The sequence below is a fragment of the Halorubrum ejinorense genome (assembly GCF_055389685.1).
In genome coordinates this window covers 398,504-417,170 of record NZ_AP043777.1, presented here as the reverse complement: position 1 = coordinate 417,170, position 18,667 = coordinate 398,504, and the positions used below count along the sequence as shown (strand labels likewise).

Genomic DNA, 18,667 nt, shown 5'->3' with positions numbered 1-18,667 from the left:
TTCATCCGTTCGTATTCGAGTTAAAACTACGTGGGGACAGGTCGCTTCGGTTCGCCGTCGCGCGGCGAGCGGCGCTTCGTCTCCCGATATTGAAACGCCGTCTCGGGGGCGTTCTCGCCGCGGTCGCACGGAGCGGCGCGGCGTTTCGGCTCAGCCGTCGCCTCGCTCGACGTCGTCGAGCCAGTCGGTGACGGCCCCTTCGAGCGCCCCGGTCGTGCTCCCGAGGTTCACGATCTGGTAGCCGTTCGCCGCCTTCTCGCCGGCGTCGTCCATCCCGAACCCGAGCCCGCCGACGGGGACGCCCGCCTCGACGGCCGCGGAGCGGACCGTCTCCACGGCGTCTCGAACGTCCGGGTGGTCGAGTTCGCCGGGGTGACCGAGCGCCACGGAGAGGTCGAACGGGCCGATGAAGACGAACCCCAGCTCCGGGACGGCCAGGATCTCGTCGATGTCCTCGACGGACTCCGCGGTCTCTATCGTCGCGCCGACGAGCGTCTCGTCGTCCTCGGTGGCGACGTACTCGTCGGCCAGTCCCCAGCGGCTCGCGCGCGGCGACGCCAGCCCCCGATCGCCGGGACCGTCATCGTAGCGGAACCGGGCCGACCGGACCGCCTCTCGCACCTCGTCGGCGGTCTTCACCCGGGGGAGGAAGGCGTTCCGAACGCCGAGGTCCAGCGCCTTCCGGACGAGCGTCGGGTCCGTGTCGGGGAGCCGGACGAGCAGCTCCACGCCCGTCCGCTCTGCCGCGCGGAGCAGGTCTTCGATCCGTCCCGCGTCCCGCGGGGACGGGCCGCCGTGTTCGAGGTCGATCCAGACGAAGTCCGCGCCGAGCTCGCCGTAGAGCTCCACGAGCGTCGGACTGTACGCGTTGTCGAGTACCCCGAACGCGACCCCGCCGCCCTCGACGGTCGCCGCGAGGTCGTTCGTCGGCTGTGCCGCGTTCACGAGCGACCGCCCCCTTCGTCGTTCATCGTGGCTCGGACGTTCGCGAGCGGCTGGTAAAACACGGCGTATATTCACGCTCTGCGTGTTTGTGATTAACCGAGAGACGGTCGGCGGCTCACAGCGCGCTCTCCAGCGCCGACGCGACGCTTCGCGCCTTCTCGGCCAGCGGTTCGGGGACCGTTCCGGCCGCGACCGCCTCTCGGAGCTCGTCGTCGTCGACCCGCTCGACGGTGCCGTCCGGCAGTTTCACCACGTCGACGTGGAGGTCCACGTAGCGGGCTGCGTCGGGGAACACCTCCACGGGCGTGCAGACGTTGACGTACGTCCCTCGGACGGTCCCGTCGCGGCCCCGGTACGTCGTCGGGTACCACCAGCGCCCCTCCTTCAGGCTCGTCTCGGCGACGTCGCCGGCCTCGCGGTCGACGCCCAGTCCGTCGTATGTCCCCCCGCCGGTCATCTCCCGTTCGACCGTGACGCCGCCGTCGGCGTCGACGCCCGTGACCGTCCCCTCGCCGAGGGTGATCAGCCGGCCGTCCGGCTTCCCGTGGTCGATCCGGAACGCGTCGCCTTCCGCGGGGCCGAACGCGTCGGTCACGACCGCGAAGGGGAACGCGGCGTCGGGGTCGGGTTCACAGAGCGCCTCCGCGAGGTCGACCCCGGCCGAGGCGTCCGCCGACCCCGCCTTCACCCGGTGGTGGCCCGGCATCGTCGCGGTCGCGGTCCGCCGCGCGTCGTCGAGTCCGCCCCGGCTCTCGCGGCCGAACCAGACCCAGACCCCGGCGTTCGGCTCGGCCACCGGCGTCTCGCGGAGTCGAGACCGGTCGTCGAGGACGCCGAGGCCGCTCTCGGCGTCGCCGGGTCCGTCACCGCCCCCGCCGACCGCGTCGCTGCCGTCCCCGGTCGCCGCGCGCAGCGCTTCCGCGGCGTCGACCGCGCCGTCGAGTCCGGATTTCAGCGCCTCCGTGTCGGCGTCGACTGCCGGCGGGAGCCACACCGCCCGCCACCCGGCCGGCGGTTCGAGGCCGAGCAGGTCGAGCATGCCCGACAGCTCCCGAGCGTCCTCGTCGTTCCGAACGTCGACCCGGGTGCCGGACCCCGGTTCGAGCGCGACGAGGCCGCCGCCGACCCGGAGTTCGCCGGCGAGTTCGGGGCGGCGGTCGGTCCACGGCGCCGCCGACTCGCGCACCTGGACGCGGACCGCGTCGCCGGACTCCACTCTGGCGTCGACGCTGCCGAACGGGAGGTATCCCTCGACCGGGCCGGCCGGCTCGGCCGATTCGAGCGCGCCGTCGCCTTCCGTCCCGCCGGTTCGGAGCGTCACCACTGCCCCGCCGCCGAGCGTCTCCGTCACCTCGCCGTCGAGGACGGCGCCCGGCGGGGTCGGGTCCGGCCACGCGAGCGCGTCGCGGCCCGCGCCGGTCAGGGGTTCCCGGACCGCGGCGACCGCGTCCGGATCGCCGCTCGCTCCGACGCCCTGCCGGTCGTCGCTCGTCTCGACCCGGACCTCCGGCGGGTCGTCGGGGAACGCGGCGTCGAAGCGTCGCCGGATCGGCGCCGAGGCGTCGACCACCCCGTGGCCCGCGTCGAGCAGTCGCGCGGTGAGCGCCGTCGCGTAGATGCCGCGGACGCGAACCCGCGCCATCGTCACAGGGCCCCGCGGTCGCGCGCGAACCGCACTCGGTCGTTGACGGTGTCGCCGAGGGTGAGCTCGACGACTATCGGCCCGCCGTCCGAGCCCGACGCGCCGTCGTCCTCCCCGCCCCCTCCGTCCGCCGCTCGGAGGATCCGTCCGCCCTCGACCGGGACCCCCCAGCCGTCGAGCGAGAGGTACCCGCGCAGGTCGCTCCCGTGCGTGAAGAGGTCGACGTCGGCGGTCGCGTGTTCCTGGACCTCCGCCGTGCTGTGTGCCATCTCCATGTCCGAGTAGTAGGGACCGTCCGCGTCGAAGAACGATCGGAGGCGGTCGGCGTCCCGCGCGACGAGTTCGGCGACGCGGTCCGACGCGTCCGCGACGGCGTCCGCGTCCAGCCCGGCCTCGCTGAGGGCGCGCTGGACCCGAGGATCGAAGTGCATACTCCGCCTTCGGGCGCCGCCGTTTCAATCCTGTCGACCGCGGCGCTCGGCGCCCGCGGCTTCGATCGACCGGCGACCCGTCGCACGGTCGCCGCCGCGTGGCCCGGGGGCGACGCCGCGGTCCGTCCCTCTCGCGAGTGTTCCCCCGACACCGACGATTAAGTCACCGTGGCGGCAATCGACCCCTATGCCATCCGAGGAGGACCCGATCGCGTCTCGGGCCGACGACGACCGCGACCTCTACGACATCGCGACGTGGGAGGAGCGGACCTCGCTCGACGGGCTCTCCGTCGCGCTCCACTGGTTCATCACTCGGTCGGCGAAGGCCGCGGTCGTGCTCGTCGCCTTCGCCGGCCTGCTCGTCATTCTCGGGTCGTTCGGGATCGGACTGCTCTTCGACCCCGCGATCGCGATCCTCCTCGGACTCTCGGTGATCCCCGCGCTCGGGCTCGCCGCCTACGTGTACTCGTCCGATGTCACGACCGGCGAGCCGCTGTCGCTGCTCGTCGCCACGTTCCTGTTGTCGATCCTGACCGCGACGTTCGCCGCGGTCCTCAACAGCGAGCTCCAGCCCTTCTTTCGGCCGTTCGGCTTCCCGGGGCTCGTGCTCTTCTTCTTCCTGATCGTCGGGCCCGTCGAGGAGTCGGTGAAGCTGCTCGCGGTGCGGCTGTACGCGTACACCGACGCCCGGTTCGACGCCGTCATCGACGGGGCCGTTTACGGCGCCATCGCGGGGCTCGGGTTCGTCGTCATCGAGAACCTCGTGTACATCGCACAGAACGTCGACCTCGGAGAGCTGACCGTCGGCATCGCCACGCTCGGCGCCGGCGACGGGATCGCGGCGTTCCGGGCGCTCGCGGGCCCCGGACACGTGATCTACTCCGCGTTCGCGGGCTACTACCTCGGGCTCGCGAAGTTCAACCCCGGCAACCGCGGACCCATCGTCGTGAAGGGACTCGTGCTCGCGGCCGCGATCCACGCGCTGTATAACACCCTCGTCGGGCCGGTGACCGGCGTCGCGGCCGGGCTGATCGGGATCCCGCAGGTGATCGCGCTGTTCGCGTTCGTCGTCGTGTTCCAAGGGGCGTTCGGCTTCGTGCTCCTCCGGAAGATCCGGCGCTACCGCGACGCGTACCTCGACACTCGCGACTCGGTCGACCCCGAGGTCGAGCCGGAGCTCGACGAGTTCGAGCAGTAAGGGCGAAACCGGCCTCGTTTCCGGCTTCCGTCAGAGCGCCTTCTCGACGCGCGAGCGGTCGCCCGTGCCGCCCGTCACGGCGGCGTCTCGACTCGCGAGCGGTCGCCCGTCCCCCCCGTGAGCGCGCTCGCGAGGGCGCCTTTCACGACGACCTCGTCGCCGAGGTCGGTCAGCCGGACCTCGGGGACGTTGATGAACACCATCTCCGGGAGCTTCTCGCGGATCGGATCCAGCACGCGGTCGGGGTTGTTGAGCGCGACCGCGCCGCCGACGCTCACGACCAGCGGCGCGTACGCGTGAATGACGTTGGCGATTCCCATGGCGTTCCAGTGGGCGACCTGGTCGATCACGTGGTCCGCGAAGGTGTCCTCGCCCGCCGCCTCGAACACGTCGACCGCGGAGAAGTCGGGGTCTTCGATCGGGAGCACCGTCTCGATCGGGTCCTCCTCGTGGAGTTCGCGGGCGTACTTCGGGATGTTGTTGCCCGAGCAGTACCCCTCCCAGTGTCCGTCGAGCCCGCAGCCGCAGGTCATGAAGCCGTGGGGGTCGACGGTCATGTGCCCGACCTCGCCCGCGTTCCCGTCCCACCCCGAGAGCACGTTGCCGTCGACGGCGACGCCGGCGCCGATCCCCGAGGAGATGGTGAGGTACACCATGTCGTCTGGGTTGCGCTCGGAGTGGAACCGCTCGCCGATGACGCCCGCGATGGTGTCGTTGTGGAGGTACACCTCGTCGGTGTCGAGCAGCCGACCGACGGGGCCGACGAGCGGGATGCGCTCGACCGTGTCCGGGAGGTTCGCGGGCCCCTTGACGACCCCTTCCGCGAGGTCGAGCGGGCCGATCGAGCCGATCCCGGCCGCGACCGCCTCGTTCGGTGTGATCCCCGCTTCCGTACAGGCCCCCCGAGTGACCTCCAGTACCGCCTCCGTGACGGCGATGCCGTTCGGTCCCCGCGGGGTGGCTCGCGACGCGGAGCCGAGGATCGCCGCGGTCTCGTCGCCGACGACCGCTCGGACGTTCGTCGCCCCGAGATCGACGCCCACGTAGTACATCGGGTGTAAGCGCGGACCCGCTTCACTTAAGCGGGACGCTTCGCGTGGTCGAGCGACGGGAAAGAACCCGGTCGTCACCGAGAAATCGCGTTACGAGGCGACTTCGCGGACGAACGTCACCGGACACGGAGCGCTGAGGAGGACTCCCGTGCGACGCTGCCGAACGCGGCCTTCTCGGTCGGCGAGCGCTGCCGAACGCCGACGAACCGGCGGATCTCGACGGACGGACCGCGCTTCGCGAAGAGATCGCTCTCGGTGGCTCGACCGACGGAGGCGACGGCCGCGGGGACCGCTCAGTAGTCGGGCGCGTCGTCCTCGACTTCGCGTTTCAGCGAGTCGCGTCGGGACTTCGCGTCGCGGCCGGTCGCCTCCAGCAGGAACTCGTTTTTCGCGTCGACGGCGTCCGCGGCGGCGTCGGCGTTGCCCTCCGCGATGACGTCTTCGGCGGGTCGCTCCTCGAAGTGGACCGCCAGCTTGTCCTTCTTGCTCCCGTACTCGGCGGCGCCGGCCACGATGCGGTCGAACACCGGGTTGTCGGGGTCCTCGACGACGTACAGCTCGTGTCCCTGCCACTCCTCGGTGCCGGTGACCTCGCCGAAGTAGTCCTCGATCGAGGCTTTCAGGTCCGGCATTCGGTCGTCCAGATGCTCACCGCGTCGCATCTTGTACTCCTTCATGCCGCGACCGTTCGACAGGCCTGCGTAAACCAGTTTCGTCACGGCGGCTCGGCGGGCTCGACCGCCGACGCGCCCGTTTCGACGACGACTACCGGGGGCGTTCGTCGACGTACCCGCGCTTACACTCCGGACAGATGTCGCCCGCGCGCATGGAGCTCCCGTCCGAGGCCCGAACCATCCCGCACTCGGGACAGTAGTACTCCGTCGGCTCGTTCGAGCCCGCCGTCTGTAGCTCTGGGCTCTCGCTCCGGGTGATCCCCGTTCCGCCCTCGCCGTCGGCGTCGAGCGAGACGCTCTCCGAGTCGTCGGGCGCCTCGACGTACTCCCCCTCTCCGTCCGCTTCCTCCTGTTCCGCGGCCTCCGGAGTGAGTCCGCCGCCGAACTCGACGCCGGCGTCTCCGCCCTCGCCGACCTCGGCGCTGAACCCCTCGTCTTCGCCGCCGTGGTCGGGCCAAGCGGCCGCCCCGTCTCCCTCGGCGTCCTCCTCGTCGACCTCGGGCCACGCGCCGCGCTCCCGGCCCTCGACCGACTCGTCGTCGTCCTCGTCGAGGATCACGCCGTCGTCGGTCTCCGCGTCGGGCTCGTCGTCCGACGCGGCGTCGGTCGCGGGCGCCTCGCCGGCTCCCGCCCCGCCGCCGGCCGCCGCCCCGTCGCCGGCGTCTAACAGCTCCGCGTCCTCCTCCGAGGGTCCCGATCCGGCCGTTCCGGGCGAGTCGTCGACGGCGCTCGCTTCGGCGCCTCCCGACGCCGCCCCGGGACCGCCGTCGTCCGCGTCGGCCGTCGCTCCGTCGTCGAGGATCACCGCGTCGTCGGCGCCGGCGCCGGGCTCTTCGTCCAGGGTCACCGACTCCTGTGGGGCGTCGTTCGGCTCGCTCCGTCCCGCGGGTTCCTCCGCGGCACCCGGGGTCGTCGCCGGACCGGCGGGACCGCCGGGGTCGCTCTCGCCCGTCCGGTCCGCGGCGGCCTCGTCGGCCAGCTGTTGCATCGTCGTTACCTCCGTGTTCTCGCTGACGACCTGCGTCTCGCCGCAGCGAGCGCAGGTCTTCACCTCCCTGACGGTCGTGACGACCTCGTCGCCGTCCTCCTCGCGTTCCCGCTGGAGTTCGGGTTCGTCGAAGTCGTGCCCGAGCAGACACCTGAGTCCCATTGTGCCTCCCTGCGGTGCCGAGGGTAAAAAACGCCCCGTCGGCGTCCGACGCTCGGCGCACGACCGTTTCGGACCGCCGCGACCGGTTTCCCCCCGCGGGCCGCGGACACAGACTCTTTGTGGATCGCCGCTGTACCGTTCACCGACATGCCTACAGTATCCTATCAGGGCGAGGAGATCGAATGCGAGAAGGGCGCCGTGTTGCGCGACGTGCTCAAGGAGGCCGGCCTCTCGGTGTACAACGGCAAGATGAACCAACTCAACTGCCGGGGCGCCGGGTCGTGCGGCTCCTGTGCGGTCCAGGTCGAGGGCGAGGTCAGCGAGCCGGGAAAGAAGGAGCGCGCCCGCCTCTGGTTCCCGCCGCATCACCCGAGCCACGACGTCCGCCTCGCCTGTCAGACCAAAGTCGAAGGCGACGTCGAAGTGACGAAGGGCCGCGGGCTCTTCGGCCAGCACATCTGAACCGCGACCGACGCCTTCTCCGTCGGTTCAGCAACTTCTATCCAGCGCGGCCCTCGCCGCTGCTCGCGACGAGCCGTCCGCTGGTCGGTGTGAAATACGACCGCGACGGACGTGAGTCCGCGACGCGGGCAAAACGTTCGATACCGTGTGTCAGAGTCGCGTTCGGCGTCAGCCGGACCGACCCACCATTTCGGATCGGCTTACTGCCGAACGACGTTGGACGCGCGCGGGCCCTTCTCGGAGGACTCGATGTCGAACTCGACCTCCTGTCCCTCCTCGAGGTCCGGGCCGCCGACGTCTTCCATGTGGAAGAACACGTCGTCGTCCGCGTCGTCAGTCTCGATAAATCCGTAGCCGCCAGTGTCGTTGAAGAAATCAACCTTTCCGGTCGCCATTGCGTCTGAACGAACGCGCTATCGGATTATAAGGATTGCGAGTGTACAGTTACCACGGCCCTCTTCGGACAATTGTTTCTGAAAAGCGCGCTATCGCAGACAATTAGTGACCGTCCATGGGAGGACTATCGCCCGTCTCGATTGATCCGTCGGTTTCACGTCACCCGGCTCGACGCCGACGTTTATGCCCACGGCCTGAAAACGAGGTGCTGTGTCTCGCACGCGTCACGCCGACGGTCCCGCGCTCAGCCTGCGCGAGAACGGTCCCGCCCTGCTGGTCCCGGCGGCGTGGGGCGTCGCCGCGGCCGCCCTGACCGGCGCCGTCTCCGAACACGCGTTGTTCGTGGCTCACGTCGTCATGAGCGTCCTGCTCGTCGCCTTCGTCGTCGCCTCGTGGCGCGACATGGAGACGGGCGTCCTCAGGGCGTGGAAGCTGGTTATCCTCGCGGGGACGCCGGTCACGCTCGCGGGCGTCGCGGGCTTCCTCGCGCTCGCCCCGCTCCCGGCCGACGCGCTGCTCGCCGTCGCCTTCTACGGCTGGATGCTGCTGCCCGCGCCCGCGTTCGTCTACACCGGCCTGCGCGACTCGGCGGTCCCCCGCTCGACCGTCCACTACGTCGCCGCCGCGTGTTCGGTCGCCGGGGCGGCCGTCGCCGCGCTCGCGGGCTCCCCGGCCGGGGTCGTCGCGGGAGTCGCGCTCGTCGGCCTCGGTCAGACCGCGGGCATCCTCGCGGCGACCGCGCTGTACTGAGCGCTCTCTCCGCCTCGGACCCACGGACGCCGAGGCCCCTCGCCGTGCCCTCACTCGACCGATCCGTCGAGCGCGTTCCGGAGCGCGCGCCGGTGGAACGCGACCGCCGCGTCCCGGTCGACGGGCGGGTACCGCGGGTTCGTCACGACGCCCGCACTGTCGACGACGGCGCTCGTGACGGCCGCCACGCGGTGGGCGCGCCCGACGGGCGGTAGCGGGGCGACCGACTCGTACCCCTTGCGAAACGACCGCCGGAGCGTTTCGGTCTCGGCCGCGGGCGCGTACCAGTCGACGACCAGGTGTTCCGCCTTGGCGACCGACACGCCCGCCGGAGCCGAAAGCGGCGCCTCCCAGTCGATGACGGCCGTCACCGCGCCGTCCGCGACGAGGGCGTTCCCGGGCCGGAAGTCCCACGGGAACAGCCGCGGCGCGGCGTCGCCCTCGATCGGTTCCCGAAGCGCCTCGGCGAGCGCCCCGCGGAGGTCGTCGAACTCCGCCGGAAGCCGATCCGCGTGTCGCTCGCCGAACCGTCGGAGCCACGTCGTCGCGTCGACCGGCTCTCGGACGACTAGCGGCGAGTCGCCCCCGAGCGCTGCGTTCGATTCGGCCCCTCCCTCGACGGCGAGGCGACCGCACCCGTCGAAGCGAAACGCCTCGTGGATCTCGGCGAGGAACCGTCCGAACGCCTCGGAAACCTCTCCCCGAGCCGCCGGATCGAGGTCGACGAACGCCTCGTGGAGGTCGCGTCCGTCGATCAGCGGCGTGACGAACCACCCCGTGCCGTCGACGGTTCCCCCGCCGATCGGACGCGGAACGGGAACGGTCGTTCGCTCGCCGATCGCCGCCAGCAGCGCCGCCTCGGTCCGCGCCGCGCCCGGCGTCGAGGAGCACTGGACGACGACCGGGTCGGCCGCCTCGAACCGCACCACCTCCGTCCGCTTTCGGTTTCCGCGGCCCAGCGGCTCGACGCTCGTCGCCGTCGCTCCCGGGCGCGTCTCCGCGAGGGCCCGCTCTCGGACGCCGTCGCTCACGGGTCGGCCTCCGCCTCGGCCTCGGGCTCGCACGCCAAGAGCGACGCGAGTTCGTCCAGCGAGTCGAGGACGTAGTCCGGCCGGTACGGGGCCGCCGCGTCGTCGGGGTCGGCCCGCAGCCACGCCGAGAGAAGGCCGGCGTTGTGCGCGCCCGCCACGTCGTACGACAGCGAGTTTCCGACGTACAGCGTCTCTCCCGGTTCGACCGAGAGTGCGGCGGTCAGCCGCTCGAACGCCTCCGCGTGGGGTTTCCGGCGCGGCAGGTCGCCCGCGTACACGATCGCGTCCACTCGGTCACCGAGACCGAGCGCCTCGACTTTCGCCCGCTGTCTCCGCTCCGGGCCGTTCGTGAGAACGCCTACGGGCCCCGCCGCCGCCGCGGCCGTCAGCCCGTCGACCGCTCCGGGGAGGTACGCGACCCGCGAGTCGTCGGCGACGGACTCGAACGCCTCGGCGAGCGCGATCGGATCGACGTCGCGGCCGTGTTGGGCCGCCAGCCGCGCGAACCCCGCGCCGAGGTACCCGACGCGGTCGTTCGGGTCCGGCGCGCCGTCGAGGAGCGGCCACAGCTCGTCGGGCTCGCCGAACGGTTCGACGCCCGCCGCCTCGAACGCCCGTCGGTACAGGGCGTCGATGTCGTGGTCGTGGCGGCACAGCGTGTCGTCGAGGTCGAACGCCACCGCCGCGAACCGGCTCATGGGAGATCGGTGGCGCCGCGCGGCGAAGTCCGTTTCGGCGACGCGCCCGTACATCCGACGATGCCCGACCCCGAGGACACCCACGCCTGCGAGACGTGCGGCGCGACAGTCTCCGTCGCGGACGCCCGCCGGTCCGAGCCGTTCGGCGACCTCGACCCCAACACGTGGCAGACGCTGAACTGTCCGCACTGCGGCGACCGGCTCGCGACCGTCTTCGTCGGCGACGAGTGAGCCGCGGCCGATCGACAGGCGGCGAGAGCCGTCATCGACCCTTGGTGACCCCCCACACTATCTACGTCTCCGGCCCGTAGTCGCCCCCATGCTGGACGCCGGCACGGTCTACCTCGTCGCGACCGGCGCGGCCCTGCTCTTCGCGTTAGGACTCGGCGTCCGTGTTCTGGTCGGTATCTTCCGCGAGGGCCGCGAGCGGAGTCGAAAGCGACGGGCGGGCGAGACCGAGCGGTACACCGAGGACCCGATCTACGACCGCGACCCGCCGGCGCCGGACGAGCGGTCCTCGTCGACCTGTCCGCAGTGCGGCGTGGAGAATGAGTCGGAGTTCACGTACTGTCGCGAATGTGCGGCGCCGCTCGGTCCGGGCTAACGACCGAACCCATTCGCTCTCGTCGGTGGTAGATGAATCGACGACCGAACTGCCGCCGGTCGCCGTCGCTCACGGCTTTAGAGTATGCCGCCCCCGCGATCTGAACTCCGGAAGCCGTGCTCGCTTCGCTGCGCTCGTCTTCCGTGCTCAACTCGGGTCGGGAGCGTTTTCGCTGCTCACGACTCGGTCGCTGCGCTCCCTCGTAGGTTCGCAGGAAAATGCCGCCTCCCCGATTTGAACTCGCCGAGACGCTCGCCCTCGCTCCGCTCGGGCTCACGACTCGTCTGCTCAAATCGGTCCGGCGTCGTTTTCTCGACGGTGAGGGCCGCTCACCGTCTCGAAATATGCCGCCTCCCCGATTTGAACGGGGGACAGCTCGATCTTCAGTCGAGTGCTCTCCCAGTCTGAGCTAAGGCGGCTCGCACTCCCACCAACGCCGATTCGGGACAAAAGGATTTCGAAAGGCGGCGGTCGGATCGCGCTCCTTCGCTCCCCCTCGCCGCCGTGGTCGTGGACTTCCCGTCTCGACCCTTCTCCCGATATCGGAGGATATCGCCGCCGCTCCTCGGCGACGGCGGCGATCGTCGTTTCCGCAACGGGTCCGTCTCCGGCGTCCGTCCGTTCTACCGATGTCACACGACCATGACCAAGACGATCGCGACACGCATCACGAGCACCTCGAAGCCGCCGTCGACGAGCGCGACGACTGGGCGCGCCGCCGTCGGAAGGGGATCCCGACGGACGAGAACCTCCTCGTCGTCGCCTGTATGGACGAGCGGATCCCGATCGAGGAGGCGCTCGGCATCGACCTCGGCGACGCGCAGGTGTTCCGCAACGCGGGCGGAAAGGTGACCGACGACGTGATCCGGTCGGCCGCGCTCACAACGAACTTCTTCGACACCGACGAGATCGTCGTGATCAACCACACCGACTGCGGCATGATGAGCGCCCCCGACGAGGCGATCCGCGACGGTCTCAAGGCGCAGACCGGCGACCTCGACGCCGCCGACTTGGACCCCTCGCTGCCCGATCTCACCATCGGTGACGCCGACCTCCTCGACTGGGTGAAGATGACCGACGACATCGACGCCGCCTGCGCCGCGCAGGTCGAGTACCTCCGCGAGTCCGCGTTCATCCCCGACGACACGACCGTCTCCGGCTACGTCTACGAGGTCGAGTCCGGCGAACTCCGCCGCCCCGACGAACGGATCGCCGAGGAGATCAGCGAACGACGCGCCTGAGTCGATCGAATTCGACGACGACGCCGGCCGCTCTCGTCGGTCTCGCCACCGCGGGCTTCGCCGACTCCGCCACCACGGGCTTTCCGCCCTCGCCGCTTCGCCGGCCGAGGTGTGACGTTTTTATGCGCCCGCGGCGAATCCGGTGACGAATGGACCGAGTACGCGCGCCCGCGTTGAAACGAGGTGGTGCCCGTGGGCGCTGACGACGCCGACGCCCCGGTCGTCGCCGGGTTCTTCTCCGGCTGCGGCGGCCTCGACCGCGGGTTCGAGCAGGCCGGCTTCGACGTTGTTCTCGGCAGCGACGAGTGGGAGCCGGCCGCGCAGACGTACCGACGCAACTTCCCCGACACCGAGTTCCTCGAAGGGGACGTCCGCGAGTTGGACGCCGACGCCCTCCGCGAGGCCGTGCGCGGGGCCGGCCACGAGCCGGCCGACATCGAAGTGGTGATCGGCGGGCCGCCGTGTCAGGGATTTAGCCGGCTCAACAACGAGCAGATAGAGCTCGACGAGATGGAGAAGGACCGCCGGAACACCCTGTTCGAGGAGTTCCTCCGGGTCGTCTCCGTCCTCGAACCGCAGGTCGTCCTGATGGAGAACGTCCGCGACCTGATCAACCGGCAGACCAGCGACGATCGGTACGTGAAAGACCTCATCGTCGACGAGTTCGCGGCCCACGGCTACAAATGCGAGTACCGGGTGTTAGAGGCCGAACAGTACGGCGTCCCGCAGAAGCGTCGCCGGATCTTCTTCGTCGGCACCGACCGCGACGTGCCGATCCGGTTCCCGGAGCCGACGACGCCGGAGGGGAGCTGGCGCACCGCCGGCGAGGCGCTCGCGGACGCGACCGACGACCTCCCGAACATGACGTACGCGAACACCGGCGAGAAGACGCTCGAACGCATTCGCCACGTCCCGCCGGGCGGCTACTACCGCGACCTCCCGGACCGCCTGAAGACGAAGAAGTACCGCTGTGACTGCGAGGACACCGACGCCTGTCCCCACGAGCCGGAGATCGTCAAGCGGTACGGCACGTACCTCCGCCGGCTCCACCCCGAGGAGCCGTCGCTGACGGTGAGCACGAACGTCTTCATCCACCCGCACGAGGACCGCTACCTCACGCCCCGGGAGATGGCGCGGCTCCAGACGTTCCCCGACGACTTCGCGTTCGAGGGGACCAAGACCGACGTGATGAAACAGATCGGTAACGCCGTCCCCGTCCGGCTGGGCGAGGAGCTGGCGAACCAGATCCGGGAGTACTACCCCGAGGTCCGCGACGCGCCGCCGGCCGACCCCGACGTCTACGAACAGCAGTCGCTCACGGACCTGGCCTGACGCCGCGACTTCTCTCGGTTCGTTCCGTGGTTCGCATCCGTTCCGACGCTGCTGCTCGCGGAGTTGCTCGCAGCAGGAATGGGACCGCCCGGATTCGAACCGGAACCGGACGTGCTCGCTCGCTCCGTTCGCTGCGCGCGACCGGTAAAGTTCGAATCCGTTCCAGCGCTGCCGCTCACGGATGTTCGCGGCAGCGATGGGACCGCCCGGATTCGAACCGGGGTCACGGGCACCCAAGGCCCGGAGTATACCACTAACCCACGGTCCCGCACCAGTACGTACCCGCAAGAGTCGCTAAAGGGTTTCGTTGCGCTCGCGCGGGAAGGGGGAAGCCTCTTTGGCCTCCCCGGTATCTGAGGATCAACGGTGTTGCCGACGTCACTCCTTCCACTCACCGGCGCGATCCCGCCGATAACGACCGAAATCGCCGTGATATTCGGTCTCGTCGCCGTCGCGCTCGTCCTCTTCGTCACCGAACTGGTCCCCGTGGACGTCACGGCGATCGCGGTGATGGTCGCGCTCGTCGTCTTAGAGCCGTGGACCGGCGTCGACGCCGCGGTCGGGATAAGCGGGTTCGCCAGTCCGGCGACGGTGACGGTCCTCGCGATGTTCATCCTCAGCGAGGGCATTCGACAGTCGGGGCTCGTGAACCTCGTCGGGGCCGCCATCGCCGACCGCTTCGGAGACAGCCCGAACAAGCAACTGCTCGCGGTCCTCGGCCTCTCCGGCGGGACGGCCGGCTTCATCAACAACACGCCGGTCGTGGCGATCATGATCCCGATGGTGAACACCATCGCCGAACGGACCGGCATCTCCCCGTCGAAGCTGTTGATGCCCGCCTCCTTCGCCGCGATGCTCGGCGGGATGCTGACGCTCGTCGGCACCTCGACGAACATCCTCGCCTCCGACGTCTCCGCCCGCCTCCTCGATCACCCCTTCTCGATGTTCGAGTTCACCGGGCTCGGCCTCGTCGTCCTCCTGACCGGGGTCGCGTACCTCGCGACGGTCGGCCGGTACCTCGTCCCGGAACGGATCGCGGCCGGCGACGGGCTCGTCGCCGAGTTCGACATGGCCGAGTACCTCACCGAGGCCGTCGTCCGCGAGGACTCCCCGCTCGTCGGCGAGACGATCGGCGCGAGCCTCGAAGCGCTCGACGTCGACGCCGACGTGGTTCAGCTGATCCGCGACGACCGGGCGTTCACCGAACCGCTGGGCCCGAAGGAGGTCCACGCGGGCGACGTGCTCGTGCTCCGGACCGACCGCGAGAACCTGCTCTCGCTCGTCGACGCCGAGGGGCTCGACCTCGCGCCCGACGCCGAGGTGACGGATGAACAACTCGACGCCGACGAGGCGGCCGTCGAACCGGTGACCGACCAGAGCCTCGTCGAAATCGTCGTCTCGCCGGAGGCGTCGGTGATCGGGGAGACGCTCGAAACGCTGTTCTTCAGGGACCGCTACGACGCCAGCGTCCTCGCGATCCGACGCGGCGAGCGCGTCATCCACGCCCGGATGGACGAGCGACCGCTCCGCGGCGGCGACGCCCTCCTGATTCAGGCGACGGAGACGACGATCGGTCGCTTCGCCGCCGACCGGGACTTCGTCCTCGCCCGCGAACTCACCCGCCCCGACTTCCGGACGAGCCGGATCCCCGTCGCGGTCGGCATCCTCGTCGCGGTCGTGGCGCTGGCGGCGCTGGAGGTGCTCACGATCCCCGTGAGCGCGCTCGGCGGCATCGTCGCGATGGTCGTGACCGGTTGCGTGAAGCCCGGAGAGATGTACGACGCGGTCGACTGGAGCGTCATCCTCCTGCTCGCCGGACTGATCCCGCTCGGCGTCGCCGTGGAACGGACCGGCGCGGCGGCCTGGCTCGCGGACGTCGCGGTCGTCGGGACCGTCGGCCTCTCGCCGGTCCTCGTGTTGGGCGCGTTCTACCTGTTCACGGCGCTCGTCACGAACGTCATCAGCAACAACGCCAGCGTCGTCCTCATGATCCCCGTCGCGGTCGAGACCGCCGTCCAGATCGGAGCGAACCCCTTCGCGTTCGTCCTCGCGGTGACGTTTGCGGCCTCCTCGGCCGTGCTCACCCCGATCGGGTATCAGACGAACCTCATGGTGTACGCGCCGGGCGGCTACGAGTTCACTGACTTCTTCCGGGTCGGCGCCCCGCTCCAGTTGCTGTTGGCGGTCGTCACGACGGCGGGCATCGCGGTCCTCTGGGGCGTCTGAGCCGGACCAGTTCGCGGGATCCGAGGACGGAGGCCGTCCGCCCGAGCGCTCGCTCTGCCGTCACTCCTCGTCGTCGCGCCGCTCGAGGTCGGCGACGATGTCGTACGGGTCGGTCCCCTTCCGCACCGAATCGAGGATGAAGAACGCCTCGTCGGGCGCGAGGAAGTGCCTCGTGACGCCACGACCCAGCGCCGTCGGTTCGAAGCCGTCGATGAAGTTCCACTCCAGCAGCTTCCCCAGGGCGTGTTTCGTGGGCACCTCGCCGATCATCCGGTCGTTGAGTCGCTTGGCTTTCTTCCCGGCCACGACGACGTTCGCGAGCGTCTCCTCGGCGGCCGCGGTCTCGTCGTAGTGGGTCGCCACGTCCTCCATCTCGCCTTTCAGGAGGGTGAACGCGACCTCGTCTTCCGTGCGGTCCATCGAGCCGTGGTACACGCCGTCGGGCTCGACGAGGAGGTAGACGCGACCGCGGTCGTGGTAGTCCGGTCGCCCCGCGCGCCCGAGCATCTGCGAGAACTCCTGGACGGAGAGCCACTCGATCCCCATCGCCAGCGAGTCGAAGATCACCTGCGAGGCGGGGAAGTCGACCCCGGCCGCAAGCGCCGCGGTGGTGACGACCGCCGAGAGGTCCTGGTTCCCGAACTGGCGCTCGACCTTCTTCCGCCGCTTGTAGTCGAGGCCGGCGTGGTACGGCGCCGAGTCGTACCGCAGCTTGCGGCTGATCTCGTGACAGCGACGCCGCGAGTTCGTGAAGATGATCGTCTGCCCGCGGTACCCCTTCGACGATTTCGTGTCGAACTCGCGTTTCACGAGCTTGTCGGCGATCTGCGCCTTCTCGCGGCTGTCGGCGAAGGTGACGTGACGCTCGATTGGCACGGGCCGCTCCTCGTACTCGATGAGCGTGGCGCGGAGCTTCTTCGCGAGCCACTCCGGGTTACCGACGGTCGCCGAGAGGTAGACGAACTGGGTGCCGTCGTACCCCTCGTGGGTCTCCATCCGGTCTTCGCTGTAGTACTTCAGACGCGAGATGAGCCCGTCGAGCCGGTGGCCGCGCTCGCCCTCCTTCAGCGTGTGGACCTCGTCGATGACCACCGTTCCCACGTCGCCGAGGTCCTTACCGGTCCGAAGCGCGTGGTCGATCCCCTCGTAGGTGCCGACGATCACGTCGGCGTGCGGGTCGAAGCGGTTGCCGTCGTCGTTCACCCGCGAGGAGCCGACGCGGATGGAGACGTCGAGGAGGTCGCCGTAGCGCTCCTCGAAGTCCTCGTGTTTCTGATTGGCGAGCGCGACGAGCGGAACCAAGAAGAGCAGCTTCCCGTCCCCCTTCAGCGCGCGGTCGATCCCGGTCAGCTCGCCGACGAGCGTCTTCCCGGTCGCGGTCGCGCTCACGACCAGCTGGTCGTCGCCGTCTAAGAGTCCGTTCCGGACGGAGAGGCTCTGGACCGGCAGCAGCTCCTCGAACCGGCCCTGAAGGTGCGCGGAGAGGTCCGGATGGAGGTCCAGATCCTCGGTCCGCACCGGCGAGACGTCGTCGACGTTCGCGGAGACCTCGTCGTACTTCGTGAGGTCCGGGTCGAGCCCGCCCTGAAGCAGGCTCACGATCCGGTCTAAGTCACCGGACTCGTACAGGAGCTCTTCGAGGCGCTCCTCGGCCGCGCCCGTGAACTCGCCTTTGTACGACAGCTCTCGTTCCAGCTCTCGACGGGCACAGTCCCGACAGATCAGTTCGCCGTTGTGCTCGATCGCGTCGTCGCTCGTGATCGGCCCGTACCGGCCGTCGTTCGCGCAGCGCCGGCAGGTCCGCACGGCGAGCGAGTCCAGCTGATAGCCGTCGAGCATCGCCTCCAGCCGCTTCCGGTTCTCCGGGGTCGTCTGCTCGGAGATCCGGATGCGGTCGGCCGCCCGCGCGAGGTCGACGAACTCGTCCGGCTGGCGAGGGTGGTCCTCGCCGTCGCGGACGACGCGGAACTTCGCCGGGCGCGGGCCCGCAGACGTGTCCTTGAGTTCGAGCCGCCCGCGGAGGACCCGGTTGCCGTCGCGGGTGGCGACGACGGTGTAGTCGCTCCGCGACTCGTGGAGGAACAGCGTCTCGACCTCGGCCAACTGCTGTGACACTGCGGTTTGGTACGCGAGCGAGGTATTTCAGGAGTTCGGCTCGGGGGTCGCACCCGCGTCTCTCCGTGCCCGGCGCCGCGGCTGTCCGGAAACGGTCGCGCGGAAAAGGACCCGCCTCGGGGACGGGGGTGGAGTCGGTCGTTACGAGACGAGCAGCTTCTCGCCGCGGTCGACCGTGATCCGGCACGGCGGCGAGAGCTTGTTGTACGCGCGGCGGAACGCTTCCTTCACGACGGACGCCTGCTCGACGTCGCAGTAGGCCGTGAAGACCACGTCGTCCTTGCTGAGTCGCGCGGCGGTGCCGACCGGCTTGCCGAACGCCTGCCGCATCCCGTCGGAGACGCGGTCCGCGCCGGCGCCGGTCGCCTGCTTGTTCTCTCGGATGACTTGGTGGGGGAACTTGCGGAGGGTCATCTTGTAGTTGCCCTCGCCGAGCTCCTTGATGAGGTGACGGTTCGCCGAGAGGCGCGCGCTCTCCAGCGAGCCGTGTCGGACCTGGAGCTCCTCCTCGACGCGGAGGCTGATCTGGACGGGGTAGTCGTCCGGCTCCGCGGAGAGGTCGCCCATGTTGTGCTGGGCGATCTTCGAGCCGGGAATGCCCGTGATGTATTCGCGGCGGGTGTACGACGGCTTGTCGATCGTCCGATACATAGAGGCGGGTTTGTCAGACATGGCTACTTGTCCGATGTAGCCCGTGCTGCGGCGATAAAGCCTTCGATA

General features: G+C 69.9%; 19 protein-coding genes and 2 tRNA genes. 8 read left to right on the top strand and 13 right to left on the bottom strand.

Going from position 1 to position 18,667, the window contains the following annotated elements; genetic code table 11:
* Positions 1-150: 150 nt before the first annotated feature.
* From ACZ5KW_RS03125 to ACZ5KW_RS03115, 3 genes are all read right to left on the bottom strand, one after another.
* Positions 151-945, bottom strand: a complete 795-nt coding sequence (locus ACZ5KW_RS03125; RefSeq protein ID WP_343779800.1) for an HpcH/HpaI aldolase family protein — start codon at positions 943-945, stop codon at positions 151-153.
* 115 nt (positions 946-1,060) lie between these two features.
* Positions 1,061-2,587 carry a ribonuclease FAU-1 family protein gene (locus ACZ5KW_RS03120; protein WP_343779798.1) on the bottom strand — a complete coding sequence of 509 codons (1,527 nt, stop codon included), beginning with the start codon at positions 2,585-2,587 and terminating at the stop codon, positions 1,061-1,063.
* 2 nt (positions 2,588-2,589) lie between these two features.
* On the bottom strand, positions 2,590-3,018 hold the full coding sequence (locus ACZ5KW_RS03115) for a DUF7532 family protein (RefSeq protein WP_343779796.1): 429 nt from the start codon (positions 3,016-3,018) through the stop codon (positions 2,590-2,592).
* A 187-nt stretch (positions 3,019-3,205) separates the two neighbouring features.
* Here ACZ5KW_RS03115 and ACZ5KW_RS03110 point away from each other — a divergent pair, with 187 nt between their 5' ends.
* On the top strand, positions 3,206-4,216 hold the full coding sequence (locus ACZ5KW_RS03110; protein ID WP_343779794.1) for a PrsW family intramembrane metalloprotease: 1,011 nt from the start codon (positions 3,206-3,208) through the stop codon (positions 4,214-4,216).
* A gap of 74 nt (positions 4,217-4,290) precedes the next feature.
* Here the strand turns inward: ACZ5KW_RS03110 and ACZ5KW_RS03105 are convergent, their stop codons facing one another.
* The 3 genes from ACZ5KW_RS03105 to ACZ5KW_RS03095 form a co-directional block, all read right to left on the bottom strand.
* Positions 4,291-5,268 (bottom strand): ROK family protein, encoded by a 978-nt coding sequence (locus ACZ5KW_RS03105; RefSeq protein ID WP_343779793.1) that lies wholly within the window; start codon positions 5,266-5,268, stop codon positions 4,291-4,293.
* A 293-nt stretch (positions 5,269-5,561) separates the two neighbouring features.
* Complete coding sequence (locus tag ACZ5KW_RS03100) at positions 5,562-5,945, bottom strand: DUF5611 family protein (protein WP_343779791.1); 384 nt, start codon at positions 5,943-5,945, stop codon at positions 5,562-5,564.
* Between the two features lie 88 nt (positions 5,946-6,033).
* Positions 6,034-7,092 carry a DUF7093 family protein gene (locus tag ACZ5KW_RS03095; RefSeq protein WP_343779788.1) on the bottom strand — a complete coding sequence of 353 codons (1,059 nt, stop codon included), beginning with the start codon at positions 7,090-7,092 and terminating at the stop codon, positions 6,034-6,036.
* 147 nt (positions 7,093-7,239) lie between these two features.
* Here ACZ5KW_RS03095 and ACZ5KW_RS03090 point away from each other — a divergent pair, with 147 nt between their 5' ends.
* Positions 7,240-7,554 carry a 2Fe-2S iron-sulfur cluster-binding protein gene (locus ACZ5KW_RS03090; RefSeq protein ID WP_343779786.1) on the top strand — a complete coding sequence of 105 codons (315 nt, stop codon included), beginning with the start codon at positions 7,240-7,242 and terminating at the stop codon, positions 7,552-7,554.
* A 200-nt stretch (positions 7,555-7,754) separates the two neighbouring features.
* On the opposite strand, the gene ACZ5KW_RS03085 is transcribed toward ACZ5KW_RS03090, so the two are convergent.
* On the bottom strand, positions 7,755-7,949 hold the full coding sequence (locus ACZ5KW_RS03085) for a cold-shock protein (protein ID WP_343779784.1): 195 nt from the start codon (positions 7,947-7,949) through the stop codon (positions 7,755-7,757).
* A 211-nt stretch (positions 7,950-8,160) separates the two neighbouring features.
* Here ACZ5KW_RS03085 and ACZ5KW_RS03080 point away from each other — a divergent pair, with 211 nt between their 5' ends.
* Positions 8,161-8,700: a hypothetical protein gene (locus ACZ5KW_RS03080; RefSeq protein WP_343779783.1), complete on the top strand. Its 540-nt coding sequence runs from the start codon at positions 8,161-8,163 to the stop codon at positions 8,698-8,700.
* Between the two features lie 50 nt (positions 8,701-8,750).
* Here ACZ5KW_RS03080 and ACZ5KW_RS03075 read toward each other — a convergent pair whose 3' ends face one another.
* Both ACZ5KW_RS03075 and ACZ5KW_RS03070 read right to left on the bottom strand, forming a co-directional pair.
* A complete protein-coding gene (locus ACZ5KW_RS03075) occupies positions 8,751-9,731 on the bottom strand; it encodes a phosphotransferase family protein (RefSeq protein WP_343779781.1) in 981 nt (326 codons plus the stop codon).
* The gene (locus ACZ5KW_RS03070) at positions 9,728-10,429 is read right to left on the bottom strand and encodes an HAD family hydrolase (RefSeq protein ID WP_343779779.1); all 702 of its coding nucleotides are present in this window, start codon (positions 10,427-10,429) and stop codon (positions 9,728-9,730) included. Before ACZ5KW_RS03070 ends, ACZ5KW_RS03075 begins: the two co-directional genes overlap by 4 nt.
* A 60-nt stretch (positions 10,430-10,489) precedes the next feature.
* On the opposite strand from ACZ5KW_RS03070, the gene ACZ5KW_RS03065 reads away from it, so the two are divergent.
* Positions 10,490-10,660 carry a hypothetical protein gene (locus ACZ5KW_RS03065; protein WP_343779774.1) on the top strand — a complete coding sequence of 57 codons (171 nt, stop codon included), beginning with the start codon at positions 10,490-10,492 and terminating at the stop codon, positions 10,658-10,660.
* Positions 10,661-10,748: 88 nt separating this feature from the next.
* Complete coding sequence (locus tag ACZ5KW_RS03060; protein ID WP_343779772.1) at positions 10,749-11,033, top strand: DUF7577 domain-containing protein; 285 nt, start codon at positions 10,749-10,751, stop codon at positions 11,031-11,033.
* A gap of 345 nt (positions 11,034-11,378) precedes the next feature.
* On the opposite strand, the gene ACZ5KW_RS03055 is transcribed toward ACZ5KW_RS03060, so the two are convergent.
* Positions 11,379-11,452: transfer RNA gene (locus ACZ5KW_RS03055), tRNA-Phe, on the bottom strand.
* Positions 11,453-11,662: 210 nt separating this feature from the next.
* Between ACZ5KW_RS03055 and ACZ5KW_RS03050 the strand changes: the two genes are divergently transcribed.
* The gene (locus ACZ5KW_RS03050) at positions 11,663-12,274 is read left to right on the top strand and encodes a beta-class carbonic anhydrase (RefSeq protein ID WP_343779769.1); all 612 of its coding nucleotides are present in this window, start codon (positions 11,663-11,665) and stop codon (positions 12,272-12,274) included.
* Positions 12,275-12,457: 183 nt separating this feature from the next.
* Positions 12,458-13,606: a DNA cytosine methyltransferase gene (locus ACZ5KW_RS03045; protein WP_343779766.1), complete on the top strand. Its 1,149-nt coding sequence runs from the start codon at positions 12,458-12,460 to the stop codon at positions 13,604-13,606.
* Between the two features lie 197 nt (positions 13,607-13,803).
* Here ACZ5KW_RS03045 and ACZ5KW_RS03040 read toward each other — a convergent pair.
* A tRNA-Pro gene (locus tag ACZ5KW_RS03040) sits at positions 13,804-13,874 on the bottom strand.
* A 155-nt stretch (positions 13,875-14,029) separates the two neighbouring features.
* Here ACZ5KW_RS03040 and ACZ5KW_RS03035 point away from each other — a divergent pair.
* Positions 14,030-15,832, top strand: a complete 1,803-nt coding sequence (locus ACZ5KW_RS03035; RefSeq protein ID WP_343779859.1) for an SLC13 family permease — start codon at positions 14,030-14,032, stop codon at positions 15,830-15,832.
* A gap of 60 nt (positions 15,833-15,892) precedes the next feature.
* On the opposite strand, the gene ACZ5KW_RS03030 is transcribed toward ACZ5KW_RS03035, so the two are convergent.
* Positions 15,893-17,947 (bottom strand): DEAD/DEAH box helicase, encoded by a 2,055-nt coding sequence (locus ACZ5KW_RS03030; RefSeq protein WP_343779765.1) that lies wholly within the window; start codon positions 17,945-17,947, stop codon positions 15,893-15,895.
* Between the two features lie 141 nt (positions 17,948-18,088).
* On the bottom strand, positions 18,089-18,619 hold the full coding sequence (locus ACZ5KW_RS03025) for a 50S ribosomal protein L16 (RefSeq protein WP_215087182.1): 531 nt from the start codon (positions 18,617-18,619) through the stop codon (positions 18,089-18,091).
* Positions 18,620-18,667 lie beyond the last annotated feature (48 nt).